General features: G+C 72.5%; 11 protein-coding genes. 8 read left to right on the top strand and 3 right to left on the bottom strand.

What is annotated here, in order from left to right; genetic code table 11:
• Positions 1-31: 31 nt before the first annotated feature.
• The gene (locus WMF29_RS05435) at positions 32-1,414 is read right to left on the bottom strand and encodes a DUF1552 domain-containing protein (protein ID WP_437327811.1); all 1,383 of its coding nucleotides are present in this window, start codon (positions 1,412-1,414) and stop codon (positions 32-34) included.
• Positions 1,414-3,144: a DUF1592 domain-containing protein gene (locus WMF29_RS05440; protein WP_437327812.1), complete on the bottom strand. Its 1,731-nt coding sequence runs from the start codon at positions 3,142-3,144 to the stop codon at positions 1,414-1,416. Before WMF29_RS05440 ends, WMF29_RS05435 begins: the two co-directional genes overlap by 1 nt.
• 285 nt (positions 3,145-3,429) lie before the next feature.
• Between WMF29_RS05440 and WMF29_RS05445 the strand changes: the two genes are divergently transcribed.
• The 3 genes from WMF29_RS05445 (at position 3,430) to WMF29_RS05455 (ending at position 7,965) form a co-directional block, all read left to right on the top strand.
• Complete coding sequence (locus WMF29_RS05445; protein ID WP_437327813.1) at positions 3,430-4,356, top strand: hypothetical protein; 927 nt, start codon at positions 3,430-3,432, stop codon at positions 4,354-4,356.
• 19 nt (positions 4,357-4,375) lie between these two features.
• Positions 4,376-6,361 carry a nucleotide-binding protein gene (locus WMF29_RS05450; protein ID WP_437327814.1) on the top strand — a complete coding sequence of 662 codons (1,986 nt, stop codon included), beginning with the start codon at positions 4,376-4,378 and terminating at the stop codon, positions 6,359-6,361.
• A 281-nt stretch (positions 6,362-6,642) separates the two neighbouring features.
• A complete protein-coding gene (locus WMF29_RS05455) occupies positions 6,643-7,965 on the top strand; it encodes a glycosyltransferase family 4 protein (protein ID WP_437327815.1) in 1,323 nt (440 codons plus the stop codon).
• A 55-nt stretch (positions 7,966-8,020) separates the two neighbouring features.
• Here WMF29_RS05455 and WMF29_RS05460 read toward each other — a convergent pair whose 3' ends face one another.
• Positions 8,021-9,529 carry a serine/threonine-protein kinase gene (locus WMF29_RS05460; protein ID WP_437327816.1) on the bottom strand — a complete coding sequence of 503 codons (1,509 nt, stop codon included), beginning with the start codon at positions 9,527-9,529 and terminating at the stop codon, positions 8,021-8,023.
• Between the two features lie 397 nt (positions 9,530-9,926).
• On the opposite strand from WMF29_RS05460, the gene WMF29_RS05465 reads away from it, so the two are divergent.
• The 5 genes from WMF29_RS05465 to WMF29_RS05485 all read left to right on the top strand — a co-directional run bounded on the left by WMF29_RS05465 (position 9,927) and on the right by WMF29_RS05485 (position 16,814).
• Positions 9,927-10,073, top strand: a complete 147-nt coding sequence (locus WMF29_RS05465; RefSeq protein WP_437327817.1) for a hypothetical protein — start codon at positions 9,927-9,929, stop codon at positions 10,071-10,073.
• Positions 10,074-10,079: 6 nt separating this feature from the next.
• On the top strand, positions 10,080-11,075 hold the full coding sequence (locus WMF29_RS05470) for a glycosyltransferase family protein (protein ID WP_437327818.1): 996 nt from the start codon (positions 10,080-10,082) through the stop codon (positions 11,073-11,075).
• 259 nt (positions 11,076-11,334) lie between these two features.
• Entirely contained in the window at positions 11,335-12,924 is a 1,590-nt protein-coding gene (locus WMF29_RS05475; RefSeq protein ID WP_272100523.1) for a glycosyltransferase, read from the top strand.
• A 90-nt stretch (positions 12,925-13,014) separates the two neighbouring features.
• On the top strand, positions 13,015-15,639 hold the full coding sequence (locus WMF29_RS05480) for an MMPL family transporter (protein ID WP_437327819.1): 2,625 nt from the start codon (positions 13,015-13,017) through the stop codon (positions 15,637-15,639).
• The gene (locus WMF29_RS05485) at positions 15,636-16,814 is read left to right on the top strand and encodes a glycosyltransferase family 4 protein (protein ID WP_437327820.1); all 1,179 of its coding nucleotides are present in this window, start codon (positions 15,636-15,638) and stop codon (positions 16,812-16,814) included. Before WMF29_RS05480 ends, WMF29_RS05485 begins: the two co-directional genes overlap by 4 nt.
• Positions 16,815-16,822: the final 8 nt, after the last annotated feature.

Below are 16,822 nucleotides of genomic sequence, written 5' to 3' on the forward strand. Positions count from 1 at the left end.
CGCTCTGGCGAGCGCGGCCCGCAGGCCGCCGTCAGATCAATCCTACCAGCGGTCCTGTGCAGTAGTCCGGGTCGCCGAACGTGTCGGCCTCGACGCCCATCACATTGAGCAGCGACAGGAGCAGGTCGTTGTGCGCGACCTCCTTCTGCTGGACGACGTATCGACCCGTCTTGAACTGGCCTCCCGCGCTCCCGGCGACGACATAAGGGATGTTCTTGCGCAGGTGATTGCCGTCCGCGTGCTCGTTGGTCCAGAAGATCACCGTGTTGTCGAAGACCGTGCCGTCGCCCTCCGGCATGCTCTTCAGCTTGGCGATCAGGTACGCGAGCTGCTCGGCGTAGAAGCGGCTGATCCTGGTGAGCCGCCCGCGGTTCACCTGATCGGCGTAGCCGTTGTGCGCCATCGGGTGGTGGCCCTCGGTGATGTCCGGCCCGAGGAAGCTCAGCACCTTGGTCGTCGCGGAGTTCGTGAAGTGCAGGCTCGCGACCCGCGTCAGATCGCAGGCGAGGGCCATCGCGATGAGATCCAGCTGGAGCCGGCAGAGCTCCGGCATGCTGGCGACCTTGTCGACGTCGAGATCCGGCGTCAGCGTCGGCGCGGCGCACGCCGGGGAGGCCGGCGCCGAGCCGCGATCGAGGCGCGACGCGATGTCCTCCACCGACGCGAGGTGCCCGTCGAGCTTCAGCCGATCCGCGGCGCCCAGCCGCTTGCGCAGCCGGTCGTAGTCCGAGGCCACCTTGCCGAGCACCGCCCTGCGCTGCTCGGTCTTCCGCATCGCGTCCGCGGGCGCGACCGACAGGTCGGAGAAGAGCCTGTCGAACGCGGCGTACGGGCTGTTCTCCGGCGGCAGCGGCTGCGCCGGCCCGCGGTACGCGAGGCGCGCGCCCACGGTCGCCCCGTAGACGAGCACGCCGAGCTCGAGCGAGAGGAACTTGGTCTTCGTGCCGATGTGGTTCGCGATCTCCTGGTCGACCGAGATGCCGTCGGCCCAGCCGCACGACAGCCCCGCGTCGCCGGGGAAGTCGCCCTCCTGCATCGCGCGCGCCGTCAGGCACTGCCCCGTGCCCTTCTGGTGCGCGTCGCCCGGCCCCGTCAGCGCCGACAGCGCGCTCACGTTGCCGAGCACCAGCAGATCCCTGTTGTGATCCTTGAGCGGCGCGAGGATGGGCGACAGCTCCTCGCCGTTCTGGAACGTCGAGGACGACGGCCAGAAGTCCGGCGGGACGGTGCCGTTCGGCGTGTAGAGCACGATGAACCGCTTCGGGAACTCGACCCCGAACGCGGCCCGCCCCGTCTGCTCCGACGCCGGCGCGAGCCGCTTCGAGCAGCCCATCGCCTCGAGGAACGGCAGCGTGAGCGCCGCGCCGCCGAGGCCCCTGAGCACGGCGCGGCGGCTGAGTCGGAACGGCTTCATCACGGCTCTCCTTCCGGGGCGCTCTCCGAGGCGCCCCTTGCGTCGTCTCCCACGTCGCCTCCCACATCGATCTCGCGCCGGTAGCGGAACGCGTCGGTCTGGGTGAGCGCCACGAGAAGCGCCCTGATGTTGTAACGGGACGCCTCGAACGCCTCCGTCGCCTGCGAGAGGCTGCACGCGTCCTCGCGCTGCTCGGCGCGGCCGTAGCCGAAGCGGAACCACTGCTTCACGACGCACGCGCGCACCTGCTCGCTCTCCGCGAGCCGGTGCGCGAGCTCGACCGCGCCGTCGAACGGCCCGTCGGTGTCGGTCTGCGTGAGCTCGCCGCTGGCGTCGACAGGGATGCCGTTCTCGGCGTCCCGCCAGCGGCCGAGCGCGTCGTAGTGCTCGAAGCCGAACCCGATCGGGTCGAGCAGCGTGTGGCAGCTCCTGCAGCCAGGGTCGGACACGTGCTGCGAGAACTGCTCGCGCGTCGTCTTCGTCCGGTCGACCATCGGCGGCTCCGGGACCACGTCCGGCGGCGGCGGCGGGATCTGGCAGAGCAGGCTCTGGCGCACGAACCGGCCGCGGTGGACCGGCGAGGACCGGTTCGGCTTCGCGTAGAGCGAGAGCAGCCCGGCGTGCGTCAGGAAGCCGGCCCGCTGCGACGGATCGAGCTCCACCCGCTCGAACGCCTCGCCCTTCGGGCCTCCCTTGATGCCGTAGAGCTCGGCGAGCTCCCGGTTCATCATCGAATAGGACGCCGTGAACAGCGTGCTCACGCTCGCGTCCTCCTCGAAGATCGCGTGATCCAGGAACGCCTCGGTCTCGGCCTGGAACAGCGGCAGGAGCTCGTCCCGGTACTCGGGGTAGAGCTCCGGGTCCCTCCCGCCCGCGGCGATCTCGTCGATCTTCGAGAGCCCGAGCCACTGGCGGTGGAAGTTCTTCACGGCCTCGCGCGCCCGCGGATCGTCCAGCATGCGCCGCGCCTGCGCCTCGATCTCCGCGGCGGTGCCGAGCGTCCCCTTCTCGGCGGCCGCGAAGAGCGCGTCGTCGGGCATCGTGCCCCAGAGCAGGTACGAGAGCCGCGAGGCGATCTCGTACGAGGTCAGCGGCACGACGTCGCTCTCCACCGGATCCGGCATGCCGAGCTCGACGCGGTAGAGGAAGTGCGGCGACTGGAGCATCGCCTGGACGACGAGCGAGAGGCCGGTCGACGCGTCGTCGGGCGTGTCCCCGAGGCCGAGCCCGCGGTCGAAGAGCGCCGCGAGCTCGGCGATCTCGTCCTCGGCGAGGGGCCGGCGGAACGCCCGCTTGCCGAGCGACGCGATGAGCGCCGCGATCTCGCCGCGGCACGCGGCGCCCGACGCGGCCTCGCGGCACGCGGGCGCCTCGCCGAGCAGCTTGCCCGCCGCGCGCGCCGCGATGCCCTCGGCGGCTGTCATGTACTGCTCCGCGAGCAGCGGGCTCACCACGAGCGCCGCCGCCTGGTTGTTGAAGCCGAGCGACTCCTCCTCGGGCACGAAGGCCCTCGCAGGGCGGCTGTCGTCGCCGAGGAGATCAAGTATCGTATTGTCGTACTCCACCCGTGTCATGCGGCGCAGCGGCGACTCGCCTGGCTCGATCGAGGCGCAGAGCGGGGCCGTCGCCTCGCCGCCCTCGTCGTTCGCGGGGAGATCGCCGAACTGCCCTGTGCAGGAGGCGAGGAGGAGCAGGCCGATGGGCCAGCGGAGAGCTCTTGGTTCAGCCATGGTGCCTCTTCGACGAGCGCGAGCGGGAGCACGGGACGGTGCGCGCCCCTCCGTGCAGCGTGCGCGGCGCGGCCGTGTGCGCGGCGCGCCAACTCGCCATCCTCGAGGCAGCGTATGGCAAACCGCCGCTCCCGGATAGGAGCCGCGCTCGGAGCGGCCGAATCAAGTGGGAGCACGGGGCCGATGTGATCATCCCGTGCGCGCGTGTCTTACGGCGTTGCCGCGGACTCCGGCCTTCGAAGGCGGCTCGACCTGCGGTGTGCGGAGCGACTATGCTCGCGCCCAATGCAAAGGCGAACGCTCGCCTGTCCTGTCTCTCCTCGGGGGTCGCGGCGCCGCGCGCGCCGCTCTTCTGCGGCCGCGCTGCTCGGCGCGGCGCTCTCGACGCTGTCGGCGCTCCTGGCGCTTTCGGCGCCAGGCTCCGCGCTCGCCGATCCCGGCGCGGCGTCCAGCGCCGATCGCCCTCAGCGCGATGAGGGCGCCCGGCCGCCCGCCGCGGGGACCGCGCTCTTCAGCGCGGGTGTCGATCTCGAGATAGCGGGTCGTACGCTGTCCTATAGCGATCTGCTCTCCGACAACCTCCGCACCTACGAGGTGCTGGGCGTGCCCATGCCGTCCCTCCGGGGCGAGCTGTACCCGTTCGCGCGAAGCGCCGTCCCGGTGCTCCGCGACCTCGGTGTCGAGCTCTCGTACGCTCGCGCGCTCGGCCTCGACTCGGAGGGCGCCGGGGGAGCGAGCGTGTCGACCTCGTGGAGCCGGCTCCACGCCGGCCTCCGGGGCCGTTACCGCCTCGCCGGGCGGGACGGGCCGGTCCTGTTCGCGGGCGGCGGACTCCGCTGGACCGACTTCGATATCGAGTCGACGGGCGACGCGTCGCGCGACGCCGCGTCGGTGTCGTACCTCGCCTTGCGCGTCGGCGTGGACGGGCGATTGCCAGTCGGCCCGGTCGCGCTGGAGGCCGGGGGAGGGGTTCAGGCGCCCCTCTCGATGGGGGCCCTCGCGTCTCATTTTCGCGCCCCGAGCGCCGGAGGCGTCGATTTCCGGATCGCGGTCGCCGCCCCCCTCGCGCCGGGGATCGAGGCGCGCGCCGGCGCGTCGTACGCGCGGTTCTTCTACGACTTCGACTCCGAGCCAGAGGACACGTACATCGCGGGCGGGGCGCTCGATCAGCTCTTCAGCGTTCACCTGGGGGTGGCTTATTATGGGGAGTGAGGTGCGCTCGGCGCGCGCCGTGTCTGCCCGTCGCGGCGGGCGCTTCACGGCGGCGGTGACGGCGGCGGCGCTCGTCGCGCCGGCCTTGTCGCTGCTCGCAGGGTGTCCGGGGACGATCGACGACCAGGAGCGGTTCGGCCGGCGGGACGGCGGCCCGCAGCCCGCGTGCGCCGACGTGCCCGCGGTGTTCGCCGAGCGGTGCGGCGGCGCGAACTGCCACGGACCGGGCGAGCCCGCGGCTGGCCTCGACCTCGTCACGCTCGGCGTCGGCGATCGCGTCGCCGGCCGCCAGGCCACGAGCTGCGCCGGCGTGCTCGCCGACCCGGACCGGCCGGAGGAGAGCGCGCTCTACGTGCGGCTCACCGACGCGCCCTCGTGCGGCGCGCGCATGCCGCTCGGCGGGGCCCCGTACTCGTCCGAGGAGATCGCGTGTGTCGCCGCCTGGATCGCGGAGCTCACGCCGGCCTCGTGCAGCGGCCTCGACTGCGGCTGTCCCGGCTGCGTGTGCACGCCGAGCGCGCAGGAGGCGTGTTACACGGGCCCGGAGGGGACGAGCGGCGTCGGGCGCTGCGCGGCCGGCACGCGCGTCTGCAACGCCGAGGGCACGTCGTGGGGCCCGTGCATGGGGGAGGTCGTGCCCGCGTTCGACGCGTGCGACACGCCCGACGACGAGGACTGCGACGGCGCGACGCCCGCCTGCGAGGACGTGTGGAGCCGCGGCTTCGGCGACGCGAGCGGCCAGTACGCCCGATCCGTCGCGTTCGACGCGGACGGCAACGTGATCGTGGCCGGCCAGCTGGAGGGGACCGTCGATTTCGGCGGCGGCCCGCTCACCGCCATCGGCACGGACGCCTTCGTGGCGAAGTTCGACAGGTTCGGCACGCACCTCTGGAGCAAGGTGTTCCCGGGCGAGGGCAACCAGTTCGCGATGGCGCTCGCTGTCGACGCGGCGGGCAGCGTCCTCGTGGCGGGCCGCGCCTTCGGCCGCGTCGATCTCGGCGGCGGGGAGCTCGCGTCGCACGGGAGCGACGACGTGTTCGTCGTCAAGCTGGGCGGCGACGGCGAGCACATCTGGAGCAAGATCTTCGGCGGATCCGGCGCGGATCGCTGCGACCGCATCGCCGTCGACGCGGCGGGCAACGTCCTCGTGGCGGGCGGCTACAACGGCACCGTCGACTTCGGCGCCGGCGAGCTCACGAGCGCGGGCAAGCGCGACGCCTTCGTGCTGCGCCTCGCCTCGGAGGACGGCCGGACGCTCCTCGCCGTGCGCGCCGGCGGCGAAGGCGACGACTACGCCTATGGGATCGCGGCCGACGCCGACGGCAACCTGCTCGTCGCGGGTTATTTCGAGGGATCCATCGATCTCGGCGGCGCGCCGCTCGAGAGCGCCGGCCTCTCCGACATCTTCCTCGCCAAGCTCCGTCCTTCCGGCGACCACGTCTGGAGCGCCCGGTTCGGCGGCGCCGAGGCCGACGAGGCGCACGACGTCGCGGTCCACCAGGCGACCGGCGACGTGGCGCTCACGGGCACGTTCGCGTCGACCCTCGACCTCGGCGGCGATCCGCTGGTGAGCGCCGGCGGGCGGGATCTGTTCGTCGCCAGGTTCTCCGGCGCCGGAGCGCACCTCATGAGCCGGCGCTTCGGCGACGCCGAGGACCAGCTGCTCACCGATTTCGAGACCGGGGCGCGCGCGAGCGTCGCGGTGGACTCCGCCGGCAATCTCCTGCTCGCGGGGCCGCTGTTCGGCTCGGCGGACTTCGGCGGAGGGCCGCTGACGAGCCGAGGAAAGACCGATGTCTATCTGGTCAAGCTCGGCGCCTCCGGCGGTCACGTGTTCAGCAAGCTGTTCGGCGACGTCCAGACGCAGGTCGGCCTCGACGTGGCGGCAGGCTCAGGCGCGAGCGTGCTGATCGCCGGCCGTTTCTACGGCGCCATCAACTTCGGTCAAGGAGTGCTCTCGAGCGCAGGCCAGGGCGACGCGTTCGTCGCGAAGCTCTCTTTGTAAATACCGTTCTCGTTGCAAATGTCGCGCTCGGCGGCGCTGCGCGCTGTTTGCCCACCTTTTCTGCCGAGGTCACCCACGGCGCGTGGCAATTTGCCTCGCTGGGGCAGCATGGCTGTTCGCTCATCGCTCGTATGGGCGCGCTACTCCCACCCCTTGCCCCGTTTCCAGCTTTCTCGCAGTGGCATGTTCTCTGCTCGACACCGCTCGACCGCGCGGCGAGATGCTCCCCTGATCGGAGGATTTTCGTCGAGCCGAGCGGGCCAGTCCGAAGGAGCAGAGGTATGCGCGTCCTGCTTATCACCAAGATCTTCCCGAACGCGACAAACCCGGTACAGGCGCCGTTCAACCGGCGGCAGTTCGCCGCGCTTTCGAGGTATTGCGACATCGACGTCTTTGCGACGATCCCCTGGTTTCCGTGGGCTTCCAGGTTCTCTCGGTGGTCCATGTCGAGCGACGCGCCTCGCGAGGACGTGATCGAGGGATTGCCGGTGCGCCACCCGCGGTTCCTCTATGTGCCCAAGGTGGCGCCCTATCTCAATGGCCCGCTCTATGCGGCGTCCATGCTCTTCGAGCTGGCGCGCCACCGTCCGGCGCCGGACGTCATCGTCGGCTCGTTCGCCTATCCGGACGGGTTCGCCGCGGTGTGCCTCGCGGAGCTGCTCGGCGTCCCGGCGGTCGTCAAGGTGCACGGCTCGGACGTCGACGTGCTCTCGCGGCAACCGGCGGTCAGGCCCTCGCTCGAGTGGGGTCTCCAGCGCGCGGCCCGCGTCGTCGCCGTGAGCAAGCAGCTGGCCGAGGGGGTCCACGCGCTCGGCGTCCCGCGCGACCGCATCGATGTCGTCATGAACGGCGTCGATCGCGGCATGTTCCACCCCCGCGACCGGCGCGAGGCCCGCGCCGCCCTGGGCCGCCCCGCGGAGCGCCGGCTGCTGCTCTACGTCGGCCACCTGCTCCGGGACAAGGGCGCGCTCGACGCGATCGCCGCGTTCGAGCGCATCGCCGCCGCTCACCCCGACATCGACCTCGCGCTGGTCGGGAGCGGCGCGGACGAGCAGGCCTGCAGGTCGGCGGCGGAGCGGCTCGGCGGGCGCGTCCTGATGACCGGTCGCCTGCCGCACGACGAGGTGGCGCGCTGGGTCGCCGCTTGCGATGCGCTGGTCCTGCCGAGCCATCACGAGGGCACGCCCAACGTCGTGATCGAGTCGCTCGCGTCGGGCCGCCGGGTGGTCGCGACGCGGGTCGGGGGCATCCCCGACGTGATCAGCCGCCCCGAGCTCGGCGAGCTCGTCTCGCCCGGCGATCTCCCCGCCCTGGCCGGCGCCATGGAGCGCGCGGCGCACGCGCCCTACGATCCCGAGCGGATCTCGGCGCTCTCCGGGTGCAAGGGGTGGGACGAGAGCGCTCGCGCGCTCCACGACACGCTCGTCATGGCGCGGAGCGAGCGGCGCTCGCCGGCGCTCGCGCCTGCGCCGCTGCGCGTGCCCGTGATCGACAAGCGCCCCGCGCTCCAGGCGGACGCGCAACCCCCTGCGTCCGTGCGATGGGCGCCGCCCCCCTCGCGGCGGTTCCCCGACGGCGCGCAGCTCGGGGTGAGCCAGGCCTGAAGGGCCCGCGCAGGCCCTGCGCGCCGCTCGCCGCTCGCCTCGTCCCGGCCCCGCCTCAGGCCACGGGCACGGCCTTTTCTGGCCGCAGGCGCACGGTGGGGCCGGGATCCGGGGGCGGCGGCTCGGCGCGCGGCATCGCGGCGCGCGCCGTCCAGAAGCTCCTTGCGTCGTCCGGCGTCCACGCCGGCGTCGGCTCGCATGCGTCGAGCGCCGCGAGAAGCTCGCGCGCGCTCTGGTAACGGTCGCCTGGCCGCTTGGCGAGGCACCGCATCACCACCTCTTCCAGCTCCGACGACAGCGGCCAGGGCGCGCGCAGCGACGGCGGGATCGGCGGCATCGTCAGGTGCGAGTAGACGAGCTTGCCGAAGCTCCGGCCGTCGAAGGGGGCCACGCCCGTCAGCAGGTAATAGAGCGTGACCCCGAGCGAGTAGATGTCGCTCCGGGCGTCCACGGCGCCGGCCGAGATCATCTCCGGGGACATGTACGTCGGCGTTCCTTTGATGACGCCGACGTCCGTCATGCTCGCGTCTCCCTCCAGGCTCACCTGCTTCGCGATCCCGAAGTCGAGCACCTTGAGCACGTCCTGATCGTCGCCCACGCGCGTGATGTAGAGGTTGTGGGGCTTGATGTCGCGGTGGATGACGCCCGCGTCGTGCGCCTCCGCGAGCGAGAGGCAGGCCTGCCGCGCGAAGTGGACGACCCGGGAGGGCGGCATCGGGCCGTGATCGCGCACCAGGGTGGCCAGGTCGGCGCCGGCCAGGTGCTCCATCGCGATGTAGAAGATGCCGTCGCTGCTCGCGCCGAAATCGAAGATCCGGATCGTGTGCGGCGACGTGAGCCGGCTCGTCGCGCGCGCCTCGCGCTCGAAGCAGCGCACGTCGCCCTCGGACTTGCTCTCGCTGCGGAGCAGCTTCAGCGCCACGTCGCGGCGGAGCGACTCGTCCCAGGCGAGCCACACCTCGTTCTGCCCGCCCCGACCGACCGGCGCCACGAGCCGGTAGCGGCCGAGCTTGCGGGCCTCGTAGACCTGCTGGCGCGCCGACCAGAGGCCGTGGCTCGCCGCCGACACCAGGATCGCTGTGGCGAGCACGAAGATGTAGTTGCAGGCGAAGATCACGAGCGACCGCGGCGACGTCCACTGCGCCGCGAGCGCCGGGTCGAGGGACGCCCCCGCGCCCATGATGATGGGGAAGCTGAGCGCCACCGGGATCGTCATCCGGAGCGATCGCGAGAAGTGCGTGGGCAGGATCGTCGCGTCGACGAGCATCACGATCGAGAGCCCGTGCATGTAGTTCCAGGTCAGATCCCCGAACTCCAGCGCCATCACGGAGATGAGCCCCCCCGTGCTCCAGACCGCGAAGACGTGCGCCGCGTCGAGGAGCTCTGCCGAGGTCTGCTCGCGCCGGGCGAGGAGGTACAGCCAGAGCAGGATGACCTCGCCGAGCAGCCGGTAGAGCAGCAGCCGGGTGACCGAGGCGCTCGGAAACACCGCGAGCACCACGAACACGTCGAGCGCCGCGAACGTGGGCCAGGTCACGAGCGCCGTGGGGAGGCCCCGCGCCATCGCGCGGCGCTCGTCCGCCGAGCTGGCGCCTCGAGGTCCCTGGGATCCCGTCGAATGGAAGCTGCTCGAGGCGGTCATGGTGCGGCGCAGGCCGTATCGCAGGCCATTGGAGCCCTGCGCTGGCGCGGAGTCAAAGCGCGCGTCGCCTGTCTGGAGGAGTGAGAAATGACGCAATGCACGTGTCGCACGCAACGTACGTGCGGCGCGCATCGCACGCATCGCACAGGTCGTACGCGTTGCCCACGTCGTACGCACCACGCGAGCGCCGTCCGGGCGCGGCGCGACGAGCGCGCCTCCGGGGTTCCGCCGGCGGGGCGTCCGTTGTAGACGCGCTCCGAGCTCGCTCCGAGGCCCCCGCGCTCGCGGCGATCTCGGCGGCGATCCGAGGGGAAATGGGATGAAGCAGAGACGTGCGCTCGTGATCCTCGCTGTCCGCAATGGCGTGCTCGCCGGCGCGGCCCCCGCGCGGGCGGCAACGGACCCGCACGCGATCCTGGGACCTGCGTTCTCTCGCGCGCGCGGCTGCGGCGCGCCGGCGCGCTGACGGCCCGTGGCCAAGATCGGCTACTACGTCCACGGGCGCGGGCGCGGGCACGCGAGCCGCGCGCTCCCGATCCTGGGGGCCCTCCGCGAGCGCGGCGACGAGCTCCGGATCTACGGCGGCGGCCAGGCGGCGGATCTGCTCGGCGCGCTCCCGGAGCACCGCCTCGTGCGGCCGATCCACCGCGGGCTCGCGGGCGTGATCGAGCTCCCGCGCCGCCTGGCGAAGGAGATCGTCGAGCAGGCGGGCTTCCGGCCCGACGCCATCGTGAGCGACGGCGACGTCCCGTCGCTGCTCGCCGCGCGCGCGCTCGGGATCCCCGCCGTCGCGCTCGGCCACGATCTCGTCTTCTCGCGCTGCCGCCTGCCCGAGGGGCTGCCGTGGCGGCGGGTGCTCGCGTGCCGGCGCACGACCTGGGCCTCCAGCCGGGCGCGCCGCGCGGTCGCCGTCCACTTCCTGCCGATCGAGCCGGAGACGCCGGGCACCCTCGTCGCGCGGCCCGAGCGCCGGCTCGCCCCCGCGCGCGCCGGCGAGCCCGGGGCCGTCGTCTGCTACTTCAGCGAGTGCGACGCGCGCCGCGTGCTCGAGCTCGTCGCGCGCGACGGCCGGCGCGTGGTCGCGTTCGGCGACCCGGGCCTCGACGTGCCCGGCGTCGAGGCGCGCCCCTTCGATCCGGGCGCGTTCCTCGCTCACCTCGAGGGCGCGTCGGCGGTCGTGACCACCGCCGGCAGCAACGTCCTCGCCGAGTGCGTGCTCGCCGGCAAGCCCGTGCTCGCGCTCTACGACGACCGCCACAACGAGCAGACGCTCAACGCGCTCCTCGCCGAGCGGGCCGGCGTCGCCGTCGCGAGCTCGCTCGCGGCGCTCTCGCCGGCCGTGGTGGGGCGCTTCTTCGATCGCTGCCGCGCCGCCGACTTCGCTCGCATCGACCTGGAGCGCGCGCTGCCGAGCGCGCCTTCCGCCGTGCTCGCTTTGCTGGACGAGGCGTGCGCGGGCGCCTCGTGATGAGGTGCATCGCGACGTTCGCACCTCGCGCCATGGCCGAAGTCAACACAAGCGGCATAAGGTTTGCTAATTACGCCCACCGCCGACAGGCCGATCGGCCGACGAGGAACGGCTGCTGTGCCGAGCAACAGGCCGCGCTCGCGGCCGCAGCGCGACACGGCTGTCGCAGGCGCGACACGAACGCCCTACCGCCCGTCACGCCGCGCGCCTCGGTCGGCCATCGACCACGGTTCGCGCCGCTTCTCCAGGAGCAACGAAGATGACGATGGATGCAATTCTGCCGCTCAGCGACCACCGGAGCGATCGCGCGCCGCACGAGGCGATCGCGCCGGCGCGCCACACGCCGTCGACGGGACCCGCGCGGGGAGGGCACGCCTCCGTCAGGGCGCAAGCGGCCATTCCAGAGAATCCCTTCGCTGCCCTCTCCGGCGCCAACGGGCGGCCGCTCAAGGTCGCCATCCTCAGCGATTTCACGCGCATTCCTTACGCGAATGGCGCGGTCTTCCAGACGCGCGCCCTGTATCGCGCGCTCAACACCTGTGGTCACCAGGCAACACTGATCGGACCTCGGGATCCGGATGCCTCGGCCGATGAGGTCCCTCCCGGCACCGTCGCCTTGCCGAGCCTGCCGCTGCGCACCTACCCGGGGGTGCACCTGCCGATCCCCGTGGGATCCTCGGTGCTCGATCCGATGCGGTGGGATTTTGACATCTGCTTTGCGCAGACCACGACCCTGCTCATCGAGTTCGGCATTTGGCTGCGCAAGATGCGCGGCGTCCCGCTGCTCTGCGTGAACACGACGCACCTCGCGGCCGCGTACGACGTGCTCCTGCCGGAGCGGGTCTCCCGGATCGGCGCGGTCCACACGGTGCTCCACAAGACGCTCCGCGCGCCGATGGAGCGGCTCTTCGTGGACCTGTACAACCAGGGAGACGGCCTCGTCGTGCTGAGCGAGGGCCTGCGCGATTACTGGCGCGAACGGGGCGTGACGGTGCCCATCCACGTCATCCCGCGGATGGTCCCCGAGGACGTGTTCGAGCGCCCGCTCGGCCCCGACCCGTACGTGCAGCTGCTCGAGGAGCGCGGGCTCGACACGCGCGGCCCGCGCCTCGTCTGCGCGGGCCGCCACACCCGGGAGAAGTCGCAGCACCGGCTGATCCGCATCTTCGCCGAGCACATCGCCCCGCACGAGCCGCAGGCGACGCTCACGCTCGTCGGCGACGGGCCGGACAGCGCGGCGTACGCGGCGCTCGCGCGCGAGCTGGGCGTCGCGCGCCGGGTCATCTTCACGGGCGAGGTGCCGTACAGCCAGATCTCGGACTACTACCGGCACGCGAACCTCTTCCTGCACTCCTCGCTGAGCGAGACGTTCGGAAACGTGCTCAGCGAGGCGCTGTGGTGCGGCTCCCCGACGGTCGCGTTCGCCGACGGCATGGGCGTGAGCTCGCAGATCCAGAGCGGCCACAACGGCCTGCTGATCGACCCGGGCCGCGGGCCGATCGCGGAGGAGAGCGCGAACGCCGCGTTCGGCAAGGCCGTGATCGCGCTCGCGCGCGACCCGCTCGCCGCCGCGCGGCTCGGGAACGCGGCCGCGCAGCGGGCGCGCGAGCGGTCCTCGCCCCTCGTCGTGCAGCGGATGCTCGCGAACGCGTTCGCGAACGCGCGCGAGCACGCGAGGCAATCCAACCTGCGCCCGCTCGTCGACGGGCCGAAGGCGCTCCAGTGGCTGGAGACTTTCCGGCACTTCCGCACCTGGATGGGCTTCACCGGCGGCCTCTTCGCGTTCGGCCACCTGCGCCCCGCGGCGGCGCCGCGGCCCAAGGGCATCCAGCCGTCGTTCTGCGCCTAGCGCGCGTGGTAAGACCGGCCCGAAGCCGGCCCGCACGCGGCCGCTTCGAGGTGTTCCCGGTTTCGAGGTGTCCTTCGAATGCTCCTCAGGATGATCGGTGCGCTCGTCGATTTCAGCGGGCGCCGTCCCTGGCTCGTCATCGCGCTCGCCCTCCTCTCCATGGCAGGGCTATGGGGGTACGCGTCGCGGCTCGAGCTGCGCACGGAGCTCCGGGAGCTCTTGCCGCGCGACAGCCCGGCGTTCCAGGCCTACGAGCGTCAGGCGCAGCGCGTGGACGGCGGAGCGCAGCTCATCGTCATCGCCGAGTCGCCGGATCGGGGCGCGAACGAGCGGTTCATCGACGCGCTCGCGGAGCAGCTGAACGAGCCGCTCCGGAAGCGCGCGGCCTGCGCCGCCGCGTGCGGCGACGACGCCTGCCGGGCGGCGTGCGGGCCGGCGTCGCTCATCCGCTACGTCGAGTCCGGCACGAAGGAGGTCCGCCGCTTCTTCGACGCGAACAAGTGGCTCTACGCGAGCGTCAGCGAGCTCGAGGCGGCGGACGAGGCGATCGAGCTGGAGCTCGCGCTGCGGAGCGGCCTCATCGAGGACCTGGAGGCTGGCGGGGCATCTGGGAGTGATGCGGGCGAGGCGGGCGCGGCGGCGGCGCCGGCGCCAGCGAAGAAAGGGCTGTCGCTCGACGAGACCTGGCAGGAGCTCCAGCGGCGCCTGAAGAAGATCGACGAGTTCCCGAGCGGCTACTTCGCCACCCCCGACGGGCGCATGGTCGCGCTCCGCATCGTCTCGCGCAGCGCCGGGATGGGCGATCGCCGCGCGGCGGAGCTCCTCGACCAGGTGACCGCGCTCGTCTCGCGCCTCGATCCTGCGGCGTTCCACCCGGCCATGCAGGTCGGGTACGCGGGCGACATCCCGAACGCCATCGCCGAGCAGAAGTCGCTCGTGAGCGAGGCGGTGTGGGCCACCGTCATCGCGCTCGTGCTGATCGTCGGCGGCGTGATGATCTACTACCGCTCGCCCTGGTCGCTCGTGGTGATCATGCTCCCCACGGCCCTCGGCGCGAGCGCGGGGTACGCGTTCGCGACCCTGACCTACGGCTACGTCAACACGGTCGGCGCCTTCCTCGGGGCGATCATCGTCGGCAACGGGGTCAACTACCCGATCGTGCTCCTGTCGAGGTACCGCGACTTCCGCGCGCGCGGCATGCCCGCGGACGAGGCGCGGCGCGAGGCGGTCATCAACGCGTTCCGCGCCGAGCTCGTCGGGGCGAGCGTGGCGGCCATCGCCTACGGATCGCTCACGATCACGCACTTCCGCGGCTTCAGCCAGTTCGGCACGATCGGCTTCGTCGGGATGTTCATGGTGTGGGCGTCCATCGTGCCGCTCGTGCCCGCGACGCTCGTCGCGATCGAGCGCATCCAGGCGAGGCTCCCGCGCTGGATGCGCGATCCGGCGCCGCGCGTCTCGGACGAGGGCACCTCCGGGCCCGGCGCGCGGGCGCTCGCGCGCGTGACGTCGCGGTGGCCGTTCGCGTTCCTCGCGGTCGCGCCGGTCATCGTCGCGCTCGCGGCGTGGAAGCTCCCCGCGTACATCCGGGACCCCTGGGAGTACAACTTCGCGCGCCTCGGCTCGAAGAGCTCGCGGGAGAAGGGCGCGGGGAGCTGGTCGCTCAAGGCGTCCGAGGTCTTCGGCGGGAAGATGAACGTCGCCGGCGCGATGATGCTCGCGGACGCCCCCGAGCAGGTGCCGGCCATCAAGGCGCAGATCCTGGCGAACGACGCGAAGGATCCGCAGGGCCAGCTCGTGGCCGACGTCGCGACGATCGCCGACGCCCTTCCCGGCACGGCCGAGGAGCAGCAGCGGAAGATCGAGATCCTGGAGCGCATCCGGGACCGGCTGACCCCGCGGGTGCTGAAGGCCCTGCGCCCCGAGGAGCGCGAGCGCGTCCTCGCCATGAAGCCGCCGGAGTCGCTGCGCGTCATCGGCCCCAAGGACCTGCCCGACCTCATCCGCCGCAGGTTCGAGGAGAACAACGGCGTCGTGGGGACGGTGTTCTACGTGAAGTACAAGAACAACGTCTCGTTCTCGAACGGCAGGAACCTCCTGCGGATGGCCGACACCACCGGCAACGTGGTCCTCCCTGACGGGACCCACGTCGTCACGGCGAGCAGGCCGACGGTCTTCGCCGAGATGATCCGGTCGATGGAGCGCGACGGCCCGCTGGCGACGGCGGCCTCGCTCCTCGCGGTCACGGCCGTCGTGGTGCTCGCGACGGGCAGCATCGCGGGCGCGCTCGCGGTGCTCCTGGCCCTCGTGCTCGGCGTGCTCGGGACGGCCACCGCGATGGCGATACACGACGTCAAGATCAACTTCCTGAACTTCATCGCGCTCCCGATCACGTTCGGCATCGGCTGCGAGTACCCCTTCAACGTCTTCGATCGCGCGCGGCTGCTCGGCGGCGACGTGTCGCTCGCGGTCAAGCGCTCGGCCGGCCCCGTGGCCCTCTGCAGCTACACGACCGTGCTGGGCTACGGGTCGCTCATCTTCGCCGACAACCAGGCGCTGAACTCGTTCGGCTGGGTCGCGGTCAGCGGCGAGATCGCGTGCGTGGCGTGCGCGCTCCTGTTCCTCCCGGCGCTGCTCCACCTCATGAACCGCTCTGCGCGGATGCGGCGCTCGTGGAAGGGCGGCCTTCTCCTGCGCGGGAGCAACCATTCGTGAAGATCCTCGACGTCGCGGAGTTCTTTTCGTCCCGCGGGGGCGGCGTGCGGTCGTACCTGGAGGAGCTCGTGCGCCAGGGGAGCCGGCGCGGCCACGAGATCGTCGTCGTGGCGCCCGGGCCGCGCGACGAGGTCGTGCCGCTCGAGCGGGGCCGCATCGTGCGGGTGGCCGGCCCGCCAATGCCGTACGACCCGACCTACCACGCGCTCCTCCGGCTCGGCGCGGCGCGGGCGATCATCCGCCGCGAGGCGCCGGACGTTGTCCAGGCGAGCGCGCCCTACACGGCCGCGCTCGTCGCTGCGAGCGCCCGCGAGGTCCCGCTCCGCACGTTCGTGTACCACTCGGATCAGATCAGCACCTACGCGGCGCCGCTGCTCGACCGGGTGCGCCCGCGCGCGGTCGCCCGGGCGCTCGAGGGCGCGTTGTTCGCCTGGCCGCGCGCGCTGTCGCGGCGGTTCGACGCGACGATCGCCCCCGGGACGTTCATCGCGGAGCAGCTCCGCAGCCACGGCTGCGAGCGCGTCCACCGCGTCACCTTCGGCGTGAAGCGCGGCGACTTCGGCCCCTCCCGCGCGGACGCGGCGCTGCGCCGCAGCCTGCTCGGCCGGTTCGCGGACGAACCGTCGGCCGCGCTGCTGCTCGTCGCGTGCCGGCTCGCCGTCGAGAAGCGGGTCGCGCTCGTGATCGACGCGGCGCGGGAGCTCGCCGCGCGGCGCCCGATCGCGCTCGCGGTGCTGGGCGACGGGCCCGAGCGGGCGCGGCTCGAGCGCCGCGCGGCCGCCCTGCCGCAGGTGACCTTCCTCGGCTTCGCCAAGGACCGCGCCACCTACGCGGCGCTGCACGCCAGCGCCGACGTCTTCGTCCACGGCGGCGCCGCAGAGACGTTCGGCTTCGTGCTGGGCGAGGCGCTGTGCTCGGGCCTGCCGCTCGTCGTCCCGGCCGCCGGCGCCGCGCTGGATTTCGTGCAGCCCGGCGCCGCCGAGGTGTACGCGCCGCGCGCCTCGCCCGGCGAGGTGGCCGCCGCGATCGAGCGGGTGCTCGCGCGCCCGCGGGAGGAGCGCGTCGCGGCGGCGCGGGCCGCCGGGGAGCGGCTGCCCACGAGCGACGAGCACTTCGACGCGCTGTTCGCGCTCTACGCGGACCTGCTCGAGCGCGGGGTGCGCGGCGAGGGCTGACGTCGTGG

Origin of the sequence: Sorangium sp. So ce381 (assembly GCF_051473845.1) — a bacterium.
GTDB lineage: Bacteria > Myxococcota_A > Polyangia > Polyangiales > Polyangiaceae > Sorangium > Sorangium atrum.